Origin of the sequence: Streptomyces koelreuteriae (assembly GCF_018604545.1) — a bacterium.
Taxonomy (GTDB): Bacteria; Actinomycetota; Actinomycetes; order Streptomycetales; family Streptomycetaceae; genus Streptomyces; species Streptomyces koelreuteriae.
The window spans coordinates 6,887,385-6,903,674 of sequence record NZ_CP075896.1; the positions used below are offsets into that span (position 1 = coordinate 6,887,385).

Below are 16,290 nucleotides of genomic sequence, written 5' to 3' on the forward strand. Positions count from 1 at the left end.
CGCCCCGGCGCCATCGGCGTCCGCCCCGTGGACGCGCTGCCCATCCAAGCCGACTCCCGGTTACGCTGGCGCGGTGCGCCCTTCCCCGGATGCCCTCCGGATGTCCGGGAAGCCGCAAAGCCGACAGCCGTCGCATCCGAGGGAGCCCTTTACATGGCCTCGTTGCCGCTGACCCCTTCCGCAGACAGCCGGACCCGTGTGGCCGCGCTCAGAGAGGCCCTGGCCACCCGTGTGGTGGTGGCCGACGGAGCCATGGGCACCATGCTCCAGGCTCAGGACCCCACACTCGAGGACTTCGAGAATCTCGAGGGCTGCAACGAGATCCTGAACCTGACCCGGCCGGACATCGTCCGTTCCGTCCACGACGCGTACTTCGCGGTGGGCGTGGACTGCGTCGAGACCAACACCTTCGGCGCCAACCACACGGCCGCGGCCGAGTACGAGATCTCCGACCGCGTGCACGAGCTGTCCAAGTCGGGCGCCCGCATCGCCCGCGAGGTGGCCGACGAGTACACCGCGAAGGACGGCCGGCCCCGCTGGGTGCTCGGCTCCGTCGGCCCCGGCACCAAGCTGCCCACCCTCGGCCACGTCGCGTACGCCACCATCCGCGACGGCTACCAGGCCAACGCCGAGGGCATGCTCGCAGGCGGCGCCGACGCGCTGCTCGTGGAGACCACGCAGGATCTGCTCCAGACGAAGGCGTCCATCCTGGGCGCCCGCCGGGCCATGGAGGCCACCGGCTTCGACGTGCCCCTGCTGTGCTCGATGGCCTTCGAGACCACCGGCACCATGCTGCTCGGCTCCGAGATCGGCGCGGCGCTGACCGCGCTGGAGCCCCTCGGCATCGACATGATCGGCCTGAACTGCTCCACCGGCCCCGCCGAGATGAGCGAGCACCTGCGGTATCTGACGCGCCACTCGCGCATCCCGCTGCTGTGCATGCCGAACGCCGGCCTGCCGATCCTGACCAAGGACGGCGCCCACTTCCCGCTCGACGCCGAGGGCCTGGCCGACGCCCAGCAGACCTTCGTCCAGGACTACGGCCTGTCCCTGGTCGGCGGCTGCTGCGGCACCACCCCCGAGCACCTGCGCCAGCTGGTCGAGCGCGTCCGGGACGTCGCCCCGGGCGAGCGCAGCCCGCAGCCCGAGCCCGGCGCCGCCTCCCTCTACCAGAGCGTGCCGTTCCGGCAGGACACCTCCTACCTGGCCATCGGCGAGCGCACCAACGCCAACGGCTCGAAGAAGTTCCGCGAGGCCATGCTGGAGGCCCGCTGGGACGACTGCGTGGAGATCGCCCGGGAGCAGATCCGCGAGGGCGCGCACATGCTCGACCTGTGCGTGGACTACGTCGGCCGGGACGGCGCCGCCGACATGGAGGAGCTGGCCGGCCGCTTCGCCACCGCCTCCACCCTGCCGATCGTGCTGGACTCCACCGAGATCGACGTCATCCAGGCCGGCCTGGAGAAGCTCGGCGGCCGCGCGGTGATCAACTCGGTGAACTACGAGGACGGCGACGGCCCCGAGTCCCGCTTCGCCAAGGTCACCCAGCTCGCCAAGGAGCACGGGGCCGCCCTCATCGCGCTGACCATCGACGAGGAGGGCCAGGCCCGCACCGCCGAGAACAAGGTCGAGATCGCCGAACGGCTCATCGACGACCTGACCGGGAACTGGGGCATCCACGAGGAGGACATCCTCGTCGACTGTCTGACCTTCACCATCTGCACCGGCCAGGAGGAGTCCCGCAAGGACGGCATCGCCACCATCGAGGGCATCCGCGAGCTGAAGCGGCGCCACCCGAAGGTGCAGACCACCCTCGGCCTGTCCAACATCTCCTTCGGCCTCAATCCGGCCGCCCGCATCCTGCTCAACTCCGTCTTCCTCGACGAGTGCGTCAAGGCGGGCCTGGACTCGGCGATCGTGCACGCGTCGAAGATCCTCCCGATCGCCCGCTTCAGCGAGGAGGAGGTCCGGACGGCCCTGGACCTGATCTACGACCGCCGCGCCGAGGGCTACGACCCGCTCCAGAAGCTCATGCAGCTCTTCGAGGGCGCCACCGCCAAGTCCCTCAAGGCCGGCAAGGCCGAGGAACTGGCCGCCCTGCCGCTGGACGAGCGCCTGAAGCGGCGCATCATCGACGGCGAGCGCAACGGCCTGGAGGCCGACCTCGACGACGCCCTCCAGGAGCGCTCCGCCCTCGACATCGTCAACGCGACCCTGCTGGACGGCATGAAGGTCGTCGGCGAGCTGTTCGGCTCCGGCCAGATGCAGCTGCCGTTCGTCCTGCAGTCCGCCGAGGTGATGAAGACGGCCGTCGCCCACCTCGAACCGCACATGGAGAAGACCGACGAGGACGGCAAGGGCACCATCGTCCTGGCCACCGTCCGCGGCGATGTGCACGACATCGGCAAGAACCTCGTCGACATCATCCTGTCCAACAACGGCTACAACGTCGTCAACCTCGGCATCAAGCAGCCGGTCTCCGCGATCCTGGACGCCGCCGAGGAGCACCGGGCCGATGTCATCGGCATGTCCGGGCTCCTGGTCAAGTCCACCGTGATCATGAAGGAGAACCTGGAGGAGCTGAACCAGCGCGGACTGGCGGCGAACTTCCCGGTCATCCTCGGCGGCGCCGCCCTCACCCGGGCCTACGTCGAGCAGGACCTGCACGAGATCTACGAGGGCGAGGTCCGCTACGCCCGAGACGCCTTCGAGGGCCTGCGCCTGATGGACGCCCTGATCGGCGTGAAGCGGGGCGTGCCGGGAGCGAAGCTGCCCGAGCTGAAGCAGCGCCGCGTCCGGGCGACCGCCCAGGCCGTGGTCGAGGAGCGCCCCGAGGAGGGGCACGTCCGCTCCGACGTCGCCACCGACAACCCCGTCCCCGAGCCGCCCTTCCAGGGCACGCGCGTGATCAAGGGCATCCAGCTCAAGGAGTACGCGAGCTGGCTCGACGAGGGCGCCCTGTTCAAGGGCCAGTGGGGCCTGAAGCAGGTCCGCAGCGGCGAGGGCCCGTCGTACGAGGAACTCGTCGAGAGCGAGGGCCGGCCCCGGCTGCGCGGCCTGCTGGACAAGCTCCAGACGGAGAACCTGCTGGAGGCGGCCGTCGTCTACGGCTACTTCCCGTGCGTCTCCAAGGACGACGACCTGATCCTCCTGGACGAGCGGGGCAACGAGCGCACCCGCTTCACCTTCCCGCGCCAGCGCCGGGGCCGCCGACTGTGCCTGGCCGACTACTTCCGCCCGGAGGAGTCCGGCGAGACGGACGTCGTGGGCCTCCAGATCGTCACCGTCGGCTCGCGCATCGGCGAGGAGACCGCCCGGATGTTCGAGGCCAACGCCTACCGCGACTACCTCGAACTGCACGGGCTGTCCGTGCAGTTGGCCGAGGCGCTCGCCGAGTACTGGCACGCGCGCGTGCGTTCCGAACTCGGCTACGCCGCCGAGGACCCGGACGAGATGCAGGGCATGTTCGAGCTGAAGTACCGGGGCGCCCGCTTCTCCCTCGGCTACGGCGCCTGCCCCAACCTGGAGGACCGCGCCAAGATCGCCGACCTGCTCCAGCCGGAGCGCATCGGCGTCCACCTGTCCGAGGAGTTCCAGCTGCACCCCGAGCAGTCCACGGACGCCATCGTGATCCACCACCCGGAGGCGAAGTACTTCAACGCCCGCTGAGCCGTCGCGCTGAACCGCCCCACTGAGCCGCCCCACCGGGCACTCGGGCCAAAAGAGGCGCTTCTTCCGCGCACGACGTAGACTGGTCGGTCCACCGCAGGCCGGTTCCCCCCGTGGGAGCCGGCCTGAACGTCCCTCAAGGAGGTACGTGGATGACCAGTACGGTCCCCGCGCTCGGAACCCGCACGGCCGAGGGCTCCGCCCTGCAGGCGGTGCTCCTCGACATGGACGGCACCCTGGTGGACACCGAGGGCTTCTGGTGGGACGTCGAGGCCGAGGTCTTCGCCTCCCTCGGCCACACCCTCGACGATTCCTGGCGCCATGTCGTGGTCGGCGGTCCCATGACCCGCAGCGCGGGATTCCTGATCGAGGCCACCGGCGCCGACATCACCCTCGACGAACTCACCGTGCTGCTCAACAACGGCTTCGAGGACCGCATCGACCGCGCCCTGCCGCTGATGCCGGGCGCCGGCCGGCTGCTGGCAGAGCTGTACGAGTACGAGATCCCGACGGCCCTGGTCTCCGCCTCGCACCGGCGCATCATCGACCGGGTGCTGACCTCGCTGGGCGCGCACCACTTCGGGCTGACGGTGGCCGGTGACGAGGTGCCGCGCACCAAGCCCCACCCCGACCCGTACCTGGCGGCCGCCGCCGGACTCGGCGCGGACCCGGCCCGGTGCGCCGTCATCGAGGACACCGCGACCGGGGTCGCCGCCGCCGAGGCCGCGGGCTGCCGGGTCGTGGCGGTGCCCTCCGTGGCCCCCATCGCCCCGGCCCTCCGGCGTACGGTCGTGACCTCCCTCGAAGAGGTCGACCTGACATTTCTGCATGGGCTGATGACGGAAATGCGCTAGCCGTTCACCCAGCGTGCAGTGCGGTTAAGTCAGTAATTCCGCAGCTGAATTCGACCCTCTCCGGATGATCTCCCGGTGATCTCCGGTCCATCCGGGGGCGGTCGAATTACCGTCTCCGGAACCTGTTTGCGATGTGACGTTCCCCACCCATTCGGGGGTCGACAGCGGACCCCGCGTGTGCAGTGGGGGGCTGTTGACGTGCCCTTGTGTCCCGATTGGTGGAACGCTGCACCAAAGCTTCCGCCATCGGGTTTTCGGTGTGTCCACGCCCGGTTCCGCAGCGTGATGAGGGCTCAACTCCGGTCGCTGCGAACCTTCCTGCCGGCCCCGACTAATCTCGTTGCGAGAACCACGCCCCACCCCCGTGATCCGCTGCGCCACCCCTGCATGCCGGATACACGGAGTCGACAGCTCTGGAGAAACTCGAGCATGAACCGCAAGACTTTGGTGCTGCCGGCCGTGATCGGCCTGCTCGCGCCGGTGCTCACCGCTTGCGGCGGGTCCGACAGCGGGAGCGACGGCGGCGACGCGATCGTCGTCGGCACCACGGACCGGTTCACCGCCTCGAAGGACGCCCCCGCCCCCCTCGACCCGGCGTACGCCTACGACGTCGGCACCTGGAACATCCTGCGCCAGACCGTGCAGACCCTGATGATCCAGCCGCGCGGCGAGGGCGACCCGGTGCCGGAGGCGGCGCAGAAGTGCGGCTTCACCGACAACGGCAACGAGCGCTACGCCTGCACCCTGCGCGACGGCCTGAAGTTCGCGGACGGCGACCCCGTCACCGCGTCCGACGTGAAGTACTCCATCGACCGCGCCCGCTCCCTCAAGGCCGACAGCGGCGTGTTCGCGCTGCTGTCCACCATCGACACCGTCGAGACGCAGGGCGAACGCGACGTCATCTTCCATCTGAAGACCGCCGACGCCACCTTCCCGTACAAGCTCTCGACCCCGGTCGCCGGCATCGTCGACCCCGACGACTACCCGAAGAACAAGCTGCGCGACGGCTTCGACCTCGAAGGCTCCGGCCCGTACACCCTCAAGGCCGACGTCGAGAACGACGAGCTGGTCAGGGCCGAGTTCACCCGGAACCCCGACTACAAGGGGAACCTGAAGGTGAACAACGACAAGATCGACATGGTCTCCTTCAAGGACGCCGACGCCATGGGCGAGGCGCTCGACAAGGGCGACATCGACCTGATGACCCGCACCATGTCGCCGGAGCAGATCCGCAAGCTCTCGGGCGACGCCGACACCGGCGTCGACCTCGTCGAGATGCCCGGCCTGGAGATCCGCTACCTGGGCTTCAACACCGACGCCCCGGCCGTCGAGTCCAAGGCCGTACGCCAGGCGATGGCGCAGGTCGTCAACCGCAGCGAGCTGGTCTCCAAGGTCTACGGCTCCCAGGCCGAGCCGCTGTACTCGCTGGTCCCGGCCAGCGTCACGGGCCACTCGAACTCGTTCTTCAACAAGTACGGCGACGCGAACGTCACCAAGGCGCGCTCCCTGCTGAATCAGGCGAACATCACCACCCCGGTGAAGCTGACCCTGCACTACACGACCGACCACTACGGCCCGGCCACCAAGAAGGAGTTCGAGGTCCTGCGCGACCAGCTGAACTCCAGCGGCCTGTTCGACGTAGGTATCAAGGGAACGCCGTGGGACACCTTCCGCCCGGCCGAGAAGAAGGGTGAGTACGACGTCTACGGCATGGGCTGGTTCCCCGACTTCCCGGACGCGGACAACTTCCTCGCGCCGTTCCTCGACAGGGACAACACGCTTGGCTCGCCCTACGACAACAGCCAGATCCGAAGCACCCTGATCCCGGAGTCCCGCCGCGAGGCGGACCGGTTGTCCGCCTCCTCCAGCCTGACGGACATTCAGGACATCGTCGCCTCCGACGTGCCGGTGCTGCCGCTGTGGCAGGGCAAGCAGTACGTCGCCGCGCGCGACGACATCACGGGTACCGCGTACGCGCTCAACTCCGCGTCGACGCTCCAGTTGTGGGAGCTCGGCCGGGGCGTGAGCGGCTGACGTACCCGCTGGAACCCGGGGCCTGTGACCGCGGGCCCCCGGGGAGCCGTGCCCCGGAGCCAGAGACATGCTCCGGGCGTTCTCGAGAACCGACGACAAGGCGCACACGTGAACATACGCAACCAGTGGCCGGTCCTGCCGATCGTGGCGGGACTCGCCTCCGGCCTGCTGACCGGCTGCGGCACGGAGAGCGGGGACTCCGCGGGGGAGGGCTCCAACGTGGTGGTGGGGATGTCCGACGACGTCCTGGCCACCGACCCGGCCTCCGGCTACGACCCCGGCTCCTGGCTGTTGTTCAACAACGTCTTCCAGTCGCTGCTCAGCTTCCCCAAGGGCGCCACGGAACCGCAGCCGGAGGCCGCCGAGAGCTGCTCCTTCACCGACACGCAGACCTCGGTCTACCGGTGCACGCTGAAGGACGGCCTCAAGTTCAGCAACGGCGACGCCCTCACCTCGGAGGACGTCAAGTTCTCCTTCGAGCGGATGCTGAAGATCAACGACCCCGACGGGCCCGCGATCATGTTCCCGACGCTGGACGAGGTGGAGACCCCGGACGAGACGACGGTCGTCTTCCACCTCAACACGTCCGACGCCACCTTCCCCAGCAAGATCGCCTCCGGCGCCGGCTCCATCGTCAACCACGACGAGTACGACGCGGGCAAGCTGCGCGAGGACGGCAAGGCCGTCGGCTCCGGCCCTTACAAGCTCGACTCGATCGACGACGGTCAGGCCGTCTTCTCCGTCAACGAGAACTACAAGGGCACCGCCAAGGTGAGCAACACCGGCGTGACCCTGAAGTTCTTCGACGGCGACCAGACCGCCCTGAAGCAGGCCATCCAGAAGGAAGAGGTCGACATCGCCTACCGCGGCCTCACCGCGGGCGACATCGCCGACATGGAGAAGGCCGACGACGGCACCGGCACCGAGGTCGTCGAGGGCAGCAGCGCCGAGGTCCAGCACCTGGTCTTCAACATGAACGACCCGGTCGCCGGAAAGATCGGCGTACGCAAGGCCATCGCCCACCTGCTCGACCGCGAAGCCCTCATCAAGGACGTCTACCAGGGCACCGCGACCCCGCTGTACTCGATCATCCCGGCCGGTGTCGCCGGCCACAACACGGCCTTCTTCGACACCTACGGAGCCCGCCCCTCCCGGTCCAAGGCGGCCGCCGCCCTGCGCTCCGACGGCGTCAACGGCAAGGTCAAGCTGACCCTCTGGTCGACCCCGTCCCGCTACGGCCCCGCCACCGACCAGGAGTTGACGGCCATCGCCGGCCAGCTCAACGCCAGCGGCCTGTTCGACGCGGACGTCAAGTCGGTCTCCTTCGCCCAGTACGAGAAGGACATCGCGGCCGGCAAGTACGGCGTCTACGTCAAGGGCTGGGTGCCCGACTACCCGGACGCCGACAACTTCACGGCCCCCTTCTTCGGCAAGGGCAATGTGCTGGGCAACAACTACGAGAACGACACCATCACCGGCACGCTCATCCCGAGCACCGCGGCCCTGACCAACCGCGCCTCCACCGACAAGGAGTTCGGGGAGCTGCAGGACATCGTCGCCGACGAACTCCCCGTCCTGCCGGTGTGGCAGGCCAAGCAGTACGCGGTCGCGCGCGAAGGCGTCTACGGACTGGAGTACTGCCTCGACGCGTCCACCGTGTTCCGCTTCTGGGAGCTGAGCAAGGACTCCTGACGCACCCGTGAGACAAGAGGGCGCCCCCTGCCGAGGCAGGGGGCGCCCTCTTTTTGTCGGTAGCGGGGCGGCCTACTGCGCGCCGGGGCGCACCAGCCCGCTCTCGTATGCGTACACCGCCGCCTGCACCCGGTCGCGCAGACCCAGCTTGGTCAGCACGTGCCCGACGTGCGTCTTGACGGTGGTCTCGCTGACGAAGAGGTCGGCGGCGATCTCGGCGTTGGACAGCCCGCGCGCCACCAGCTTCAGTACCTCGACCTCGCGGTCGGTGAGTGTGTGCAGCGTGTCCGGCACCGGCTCGTCGCCGGAGGGCAGATGCGTGGCGTACTTGTCGAGCAGCCGGCGCGTGATGCTCGGCGCGAGCATCGCCTCGCCCGCGGCCACGACCCGGATCGCCTGCACCAGCTCGTTGGCCGGGGCGTCCTTCAGCAGGAAGCCGCTGGCACCGGCGCGCAGCGCCTCCACCACGTACTCGTCGAGGTCGAAGGTGGTCAGCACCAGCACCTTCGCCGGGCCGTCCCGCTCGGGGCCCGTGATCTGCCGGGTCGCCTCCACACCGTCCATCCGCGGCATGCGGATGTCCATCAGGACCACGTCGGGCTGCAGGGCCCGCACCTGGTCGAGCGCCTGGAGGCCGTCTCCGGCCTCGCCGACGACCGCGAGGTCCTGCTCGGCCTCCAGAATCATCCGGAAGCCCGTGCGGAGCAGCGGCTGGTCGTCGACCAGTAGGACACGGATGGCCACGTAAGTCTCCTTAGCTAGTCCGGCCCCATTCTGCCCTGCGCGGGCCCGCCGGACTCCGCCGCCCTCACCGGCAGCGGGTAGGGCGGGGGAGTGCCGCCGAACTCCGGGCAGTGGGCCTGGTGGTCGCACCAGCCGCACAGCTTCGTGGGGCGCGGCCGCCAGTCGCCCGTCTCCGTCGCCAGCCGGATCGCCTCCCACAGTGCCAGCAGCTTGCGCTCTACCCGCTCCAGGTCGGCGAGGACCGGGTCGTACGTCAGCACCTGGCCGTTGCCCAGATACACCAGCTGGAGCCGCCGCGGCACCACGTTCTTCAGCCGCCAGACCACGAGGGCGTAGAACTTCATCTGGAACAGGGCGCCCTCGGAGTACTCGGGCCTCGGTGCCTTCCCCGTCTTGTAGTCGACGATCCGGACCTCGCCCGTGGGGGCCACGTCGACCCGGTCGATGATCCCGCGCAGCCGCAGTCCGGACTCCAGCTCGGTCTCGACGAACAGCTCCCGCTCGGCGGGCTCCAGCCGGCTGGGGTCCTCCAGGGAGAACCAGCGCTCGACGAGCTGCTCCGCCTCGCCCAGCCAGCGCGCCAGCCGCTCGCCCTGCGGATCGTCGGCGAACAGCTCCACGACCTCCGGCCGCGACTCGCGCAGCCGGTCCCACTGGCCCGGGATCAGCGACTTCGCCCGGGGCGCCGTGCGCTCGGCCGCCGGGGCGTCGAAGAGCCGCTCCAGGACCGCGTGCACCAGAGTGCCCCGGGTCGCCGCCTCGCTGGGCTTCTCCGGCAGCCGGTCGATGACCCGGAAGCGGTAGAGCAGCGGGCACTGCATGAAGTCGCTCGCACGCGAGGGGGACAGCGTCGAGGGGGCTATGGCGACGGGCGCGGCCGCGGCCACGGCCGCCGTCTCCACCCCCGCCTCGATGACGGCCTCCACGGACCCGGCCGGGACCGGCGGATCCACCGCCGGGGCAGGGCTGCTGTCGGGCTGCGCGGCGCCCTCGGTGCTCGTCTCCATGCCCCAGACCATACGGGCCGCCACTGACAGTGACCCAGTCGCGGGCGGTCCGTGTGCGACGCCGGGAGCCGGGAAGGGACGTGAGGGACGGGAAACACAGGGGTGCCGGGGCGGAAGGCACCTCGACGGACGCATACCATCGACTCGAGACCCTCCCGGCCGGCAGGCGCGGGAGACGCTTCGAACGAGGGGACACCGGTGGACGAGAGCGGCGGGCGCGGGCAGCCGCGGTCCGGCAACGACGAGCCGGCCGAGGGCCACGCGGGGGCTCCGGCCCCGGTCACCGACCCGACCGCCGCCGACGAACAGCCCACGGACGGAGGGCGTTTCACCCCCGAGCGGCACGAGGACACCCCGGCGGCAGGCCCTGAGGGGCCCGAGGACGACACCGCCCCGGACCAGAACTCCGGCGCGGCCGAGGCAGAGCGTCCCTCGTCGCGGAAGCCCGGCCCGGAAGACGACTCCGCGACCGGCCGGAACGCCGGTGCGTTCCCCACCCCGGACCGGGACTCCGGCGGCGCGGCCGAGGGAGACCGCCCCTCCTTGCGCAAGCCCGGCCCGGCAGGTGACTCCGCGACCGGCCCGAACGCCGGTGGGGCCCCCGCCCCTGACCCGAACAGCCGTACCGAACCCGCAGCGCCCGGCACCGGTGAGCGCCCCCTCGCCCACTCCGCCGACGGCAAGGGGCCCGCGCCCCAGCGGCCTCCGGAGCCCCGGGGCGGGCTGCTCATGGGACGGCCCTTCGGGGTGCCCGTGTACGTCGCGCCGAGCTGGTTCCTCGTCGCCGCGCTGATCACCTGGGTGTTCGGCGGGCAGCTGGAGCGCGTCCTGCCCGAGCTCGGCGCCGCCCGCTACCTGGTCTCCCTCTTCTTCGCGGTCGCCTTCTACGCCTCCGTGCTCGTCCACGAACTGGCCCACACCGTCGCCGCCCTCCGCTTCAAGCTCCCGGTCCGCCGCATCCAGCTCCAGTTCTTCGGCGGCGTCTCCGAGATCGAGAAGGAGGCCGAGACCCCCGGCCGCGAGTTCGTGCTCGCCTTCGTCGGGCCCCTGCTCTCCCTCCTGCTCGCGGGCGTCTTCTACCTCGCCATGCAGACCGTGGACCCCGGCACCGTTCCGGGCGTCCTGCTGGCCGGCCTGATGATCTCCAACCTCATCGTGGCCGCGTTCAACCTCCTGCCCGGCCTGCCCCTCGACGGCGGCCGCATGCTCCGCGCCGTCGTCTGGAAGATCAGCGGCAAGCCGATGGCCGGCACCGTCGCCGCCGCCTGGGTCGGCCGCGCCCTCGCCGTCTGCGTCCTCATCGGCCTGCCGCTGCTGACCCAGTCCGGCGCCCTCGGCTCCGACGCCGTCGACAACGTCGGCATGGACACCGTCCTTGACGCCCTGCTCGCCGCCATCCTCGCCGCGATCATCTGGACCGGCGCCGGCAACAGCCTGCGCATGGCCCGGCTGCGCGAGCACCTCCCCGAGCTGCGCGCCCGCGCGCTCACCCGCCGCGCGGTCCCCGTCGAGACCCACACCCCGCTCTCGGAGGCCCTGCGCCGCGCCAACAGTGCCGGAGCCCGCGCCCTGGTCGTCGTCGACGCCGACGGCAAGCCCCTCTCGCTGGTCCGCGAGGCCGCCATCGTCGGCGTACCCGAGCACCGCCGCCCCTGGGTCGCGGTCAGCGGCCTCGCCCAGGACCTCACCGACGGCATGCGCGTCTCCGCGGAACTGTCGGGGGAGGAACTCCTCGACGCCCTCAGGGCGACGCCCGCCACCGAGTACCTCGTCGTCGAGGAGACCGGCGAGATCTACGGAGTCCTGTCGGCGGCCGACGTGGAGCGGGCCTTCGTGAAGGCCATGGCCAGGCCCAGCTGAAGTGGTCGGCGCCCCCTCCGGGGACCGGTAGGCTGTTCACATGTCCGAACCGACCGGTGCCGCCCGCAGGCGCGGGCCCTTCAAGGTCGGGGACCAGGTTCAGCTGACCGACCCCAAGGGCCGCCACTACACGTTCACGCTCGAGGCCGGGAAGAACTTCCACACCCACAAGGGTTCCTTCCCCCACGACGAACTGATCGGCGCTCCCGAGGGCAGCGTTGTCCGCACCACCGGGAACGTCGCCTACCTCGCGCTGCGCCCCCTGCTCCCCGACTACGTCCTGTCCATGCCCCGCGGGGCAGCCGTCGTCTACCCGAAGGACGCGGGGCAGATCCTCGCCTTCGCCGACATCTTCCCCGGCGCCCGCGTCGTCGAGGCCGGCGTGGGTTCCGGCTCGCTCAGCAGCTTCCTGCTGCGCGCCATCGGCGACCAGGGCATGCTGCACAGCTACGAGCGCCGCGCCGACTTCGCCGAGATCGCCCAGGCGAACGTCGAGCGCTACTTCGGCGGCCCGCACCCCGCCTGGCAGCTCACCGTCGGTGACCTCCAGGACAACCTGTCCGACGCCGACGTGGACCGCGTCATCCTCGACATGCTCGCCCCCTGGGAGTGCCTGGAGGCCGTCTCCAAGGCGCTCGTCCCCGGCGGCATCCTCTGCTGCTACGTGGCGACCACCACCCAGCTCGCCCGGACCGTCGAGTCCATCCGCGAGATCGGCTGCTTCAACGAGCCGAGCGCCTGGGAGTCGATGATCCGCAACTGGCACATCGAGGGCCTGGCCGTCCGCCCGGACCACCGGATGATCGGCCACACCGGCTTCCTGCTCACCGCCCGCCGCCTCGCCGACGGCGTCGAGCCGCCCATGCGCCGCCGCCGCCCCGCCAAGGGCGCCTACGGCGAGGACTACGCCGGACCCAACGCCGACGGCGGCTCCGGCCGCTGAGGCGACCCGCCGCCGCACCCAACGCACAGGCGCCGTGGCGGAGTTCCCGAATCCACTTCGGGAACTCCGCCACGGCGCCCTTCTGTTGTCTCATCCGCTGTGCCCGGTGGCAGTCGCGGGTGAACCACGGCGTTTATCGGTTGACCTGACAGAACACGACCGCGGCCCGCCCCACCGGCGCGATGCGCGGCGGCAGCGGCCCGCGCTCCAGCGGGTCCGCTGACAGAGCGGCAGGAACCGTAACTCTTCTGACTTCCCCGGCACAGGACGGCCATACCCCGCCGTTCCCACGTGGTGTGACGTGTGGCACCATCTTGGCCATCCCCCCTTGGCCACCATCCCACCGGCACAGCCCTCAGGAGACACTCCTAGTGCAGCCTTCCGCCGTCCCGGAGCTCGCCCACACCCACACCCGCCCCATCCACTGGCTCGCCACCGCCACGGCTGTCGCCGGCGTCATGGCCCTCTCCTCGTTCCTCCAGCCGGGTGCGGCGACAGCGGCCCAGGCGGCGGGCCCCGAGACGAGAAGCGCTCCGGCGGCCCTCGCGCCGCCCGATCCGGCCGCGGTGACGTTCCCGATCGAGTGCGGCCCGGTGAAGGCCGTGGTGAAGAAGCGGGCTTCCGGAGACCTCGACGGCGACGGCTCCCCCGAGACGGTGGCCGTGGTCCACTGCGACTCCCCGATGGGCACCCCGCCGGACGGCGTCTACGTCCTCACCCGGGACGGCGACGGCGGCAAGCCGCGCGTGGTGGCGACCCTGCTCGACCCCAAGGACGGCAACACCGTCAGTGACTTCGCCGTACGTCAGGGCGCCGTCACGGCCACGCTCTTCGGCTACTCGTCGGCCGATGTGCCGCGTTGCTGCCCCGACGTGAAGAGCGACGTGAAATGGCGTTGGCAGAACGGCGCGTTCGTCCGCTCGACTCCGTCGGGCGCCCACAGCGTGTGAGGCGAGTGCGCCGGCGTGTGTGAGATATCAGACAGCCGTGACGGAGTGTGCGGAAAGAGTCACTCCGCGTCCGGTCCGTAGACCTCGGCCCTGTCCGAAACTCGACGTACGTGGATGCACTCGCCCGGACACTCCTTCGCGGAGTCGACCACGTCCGTGAGAAGCGGCAGCGGTACGGGCGTTGTGGCGCCCTTGTCCTGGAGCAGCTCGTCGTCGGCGCTCTTCACATAGGCCAGACCGTCGATGTCCAGCTCGAACACCTCGGGCGCGTACTGGGCGCAGATGCCGTCGCCGGTACACAGGTCCTGGTCGATCCAGACCTCCAGCGCCTCGCCGTCGACCCCGGCCTCCTGCTGCACGCTCATGTCTCCTGCCGTTTCATGCGTCGAGCCGTATCGGGAATCCGGCCAGCTCTGACGGGTGTTGAACGCTTCGACCCTACCTCCGGCTGGGTTCCATTCATGTTCGGTGGGTATTCCCCTGGCGTGAGGGAGAGCGCAAGGGTGAAGATCGGACACACCCCGACCGTCTTTGTGATCTAGGGGTTTCAATCGACACCCGCCCAGGTAGGGTCTGGAAGCGTCCAGCTCCCCTTGGAGGAGGTGAGGACCGTGGCAGCCCACGACGACGACATGAACCGCGGCATCCGCCCGGGACGCGGGTCCGACGACCCGGCCGGGCAGATCGCCTACCTTGAGCAGGAGATCGCCGTCCTGCGGCGCAAGCTCGCCGACTCTCCGCGGCACACGAGGATTCTCGAAGAGCGGATCGTCGAGCTGCAGACCAATCTGGCCGGCGTGTCCGCGCAGAACGAGCGGCTCGCCAACACGCTCCGTGAGGCCCGTGACCAGATTGTGGCCCTCAAGGAGGAGGTCGACCGGCTCGCGCAGCCGCCGGCCGGCTTCGGGGTCTTTCTGCAGGCGAACGAGGACGGCACCGCCGACATCTTCACGGGCGGCCGCAAGCTCAGGGTGAACGTCAGCCCCAGCGTCGAGCTCGACGAGCTCCGGCGCGGCCAGGAATTGATGCTCAACGAAGCGCTCAACGTGGTCGAGGCCATGGAGTACGAGAGCGTCGGAGACATCGTCACTCTCAAGGAGATCCTCGAGGACGGCGAGCGGGCCCTGGTGCTCGGGCACACCGACGAGGAGCGGGTGGTGCGGCTCGCCGAGCCGCTGCTGGACGTCACCATCCGTCCCGGCGACGCCCTCCTGCTCGAACCCCGCTCCGGCTACGTCTACGAGGTCGTGCCCAAGAGCGAGGTCGAGGAGCTCGTCCTCGAAGAGGTCCCCGACATCGGCTACGAGCAGATCGGCGGTCTCGGCGGCCAGATCGAGGCCATCCGCGACGCGGTCGAGCTCCCGTATCTCTACCCCGACCTGTTCAAGGAGCACGAACTGCGGCCGCCGAAGGGCGTCCTGCTGTACGGGCCCCCCGGCTGTGGCAAGACCCTGATCGCCAAGGCCGTGGCCAACTCGCTGGCCAAGAAGGTCGCCGAGGTGACCGGCCAGGCCGCGGGCAAGAGCTTCTTCCTCAACATCAAGGGCCCCGAGCTCCTGAACAAGTACGTCGGTGAGACGGAGCGGCAGATCCGCCTCGTCTTCCAGCGGGCCCGTGAGAAGGCCAGCGAGGGCACCCCTGTCATCGTCTTCTTCGACGAGATGGAGTCGCTCTTCCGCACCCGTGGCTCCGGTGTCAGCTCGGACGTGGAGAACACCATCGTCCCGCAGCTCCTCGCCGAGATCGACGGTGTGGAGGGCCTGCAGAACGTGGTCGTGATCGGCGCCTCCAACCGTGAGGACATGATCGACCCCGCCATCCTGCGGCCCGGCCGGCTCGACGTGAAGATCAAGATCGAGCGTCCGGACGCCGAGGCGGCCAAGGACATCTTCGGCAAGTACCTCACCGAGCGCCTCCCGCTGCACGGCGACGACGTCGCCGAGCACAGCGGCTCCAAGGCCTCCACGGTCCAGAGCATGATCCAGACGGCCGTCGAACAGATGTACGCCGAGTCCGAGGAGAACCGCTTCCTGGAGGTCACCTACGCCAATGGTGACAAGGAAGTCCTCTACTTCAAGGACTTCAACTCCGGCGCCATGATCGAGAACATCGTGGGCCGTGCCAAGAAGTCGGCGATCAAGGACTTCCTCGAGAAGAACCAGAAGGGTCTGCGCGTCTCCCACCTCCTCCAGGCCTGCGTGGACGAGTTCAAGGAGAACGAGGACCTGCCCAACACCACCAACCCGGACGACTGGGCCCGGATCTCCGGAAAGAAGGGCGAGCGGATCGTGTACATCCGTACGCTCATCACCGGAAAGCAGGGCGCGGACACCGGACGCTCCATCGACACGGTGGCGAACACCGGTCAGTACCTGTAAAAGGCAGGGCGGCTGCGGGTGCCCTCGGCGGGTACCCGCAGCCGACTGTTTTTCAGGCCACGGCTGGAGCAACGCAATGACGCAAATGATCTCCCCACCAGCGCAAAGGCGTTCTAGGCTCTTCCGTACCGCCGAGTCGCGCAGTGCGGGGACGGGCAC

Annotated in this window: 11 protein-coding genes; 8 read left to right on the forward strand and 3 right to left on the reverse strand. The window is 69.7% G+C overall.

Translation table 11 applies throughout. The annotated features are described in order from the left end of the window. The first annotated feature begins 153 nt into the window (after window positions 1-153). The 4 genes from metH to KJK29_RS31060 all read left to right on the forward strand — a co-directional run bounded on the left by metH (window position 154) and on the right by KJK29_RS31060 (window position 8,249). A complete protein-coding gene (gene metH, locus KJK29_RS31045; protein ID WP_215122488.1) occupies window positions 154-3,669 on the forward strand; it encodes a methionine synthase in 3,516 nt (1,171 codons plus the stop codon). Between the two features lie 152 nt (window positions 3,670-3,821). Continuing rightward, on the forward strand, window positions 3,822-4,523 hold the full coding sequence (locus KJK29_RS31050; RefSeq protein ID WP_215122489.1) for an HAD family hydrolase: 702 nt from the start codon (window positions 3,822-3,824) through the stop codon (window positions 4,521-4,523). A 429-nt stretch (window positions 4,524-4,952) separates the two neighbouring features. Continuing rightward, entirely contained in the window at window positions 4,953-6,557 is a 1,605-nt protein-coding gene (locus KJK29_RS31055; protein ID WP_215122490.1) for an ABC transporter substrate-binding protein, read from the forward strand. A 108-nt stretch (window positions 6,558-6,665) separates the two neighbouring features. Then, entirely contained in the window at window positions 6,666-8,249 is a 1,584-nt protein-coding gene (locus tag KJK29_RS31060; RefSeq protein WP_215122491.1) for an ABC transporter substrate-binding protein, read from the forward strand. Window positions 8,250-8,321: 72 nt separating this feature from the next. Here the strand turns inward: KJK29_RS31060 and KJK29_RS31065 are convergent, their stop codons facing one another. Further along, the gene (locus KJK29_RS31065) at window positions 8,322-8,993 is read right to left on the reverse strand and encodes a response regulator (RefSeq protein ID WP_161226472.1); all 672 of its coding nucleotides are present in this window, start codon (window positions 8,991-8,993) and stop codon (window positions 8,322-8,324) included. 14 nt (window positions 8,994-9,007) lie between these two features. Continuing rightward, window positions 9,008-10,000, reverse strand: a complete 993-nt coding sequence (locus KJK29_RS31070) for a RecB family exonuclease (RefSeq protein ID WP_215122492.1) — start codon at window positions 9,998-10,000, stop codon at window positions 9,008-9,010. Window positions 10,001-10,198: 198 nt separating this feature from the next. On the opposite strand from KJK29_RS31070, the gene KJK29_RS31075 reads away from it, so the two are divergent. The 3 genes from KJK29_RS31075 (at window position 10,199) to KJK29_RS31085 (ending at window position 13,753) form a co-directional block, all read left to right on the forward strand. Next, window positions 10,199-11,860: a site-2 protease family protein gene (locus KJK29_RS31075; RefSeq protein ID WP_215122493.1), complete on the forward strand. Its 1,662-nt coding sequence runs from the start codon at window positions 10,199-10,201 to the stop codon at window positions 11,858-11,860. 40 nt (window positions 11,861-11,900) lie between these two features. Further along, window positions 11,901-12,803 (forward strand): tRNA (adenine-N1)-methyltransferase, encoded by a 903-nt coding sequence (locus KJK29_RS31080; RefSeq protein ID WP_033311897.1) that lies wholly within the window; start codon window positions 11,901-11,903, stop codon window positions 12,801-12,803. Between the two features lie 371 nt (window positions 12,804-13,174). Continuing rightward, window positions 13,175-13,753: a hypothetical protein gene (locus KJK29_RS31085; protein ID WP_215122494.1), complete on the forward strand. Its 579-nt coding sequence runs from the start codon at window positions 13,175-13,177 to the stop codon at window positions 13,751-13,753. A gap of 59 nt (window positions 13,754-13,812) precedes the next feature. On the opposite strand, the gene KJK29_RS31090 is transcribed toward KJK29_RS31085, so the two are convergent. Continuing rightward, a complete protein-coding gene (locus KJK29_RS31090; RefSeq protein WP_215122495.1) occupies window positions 13,813-14,118 on the reverse strand; it encodes a ferredoxin in 306 nt (101 codons plus the stop codon). Between the two features lie 246 nt (window positions 14,119-14,364). Here KJK29_RS31090 and arc point away from each other — a divergent pair, with 246 nt between their 5' ends. Further along, complete coding sequence (gene arc / locus KJK29_RS31095) at window positions 14,365-16,131, forward strand: proteasome ATPase (RefSeq protein ID WP_215122496.1); 1,767 nt, start codon at window positions 14,365-14,367, stop codon at window positions 16,129-16,131. The last annotated feature ends 159 nt before the right edge of the window (window positions 16,132-16,290 follow it).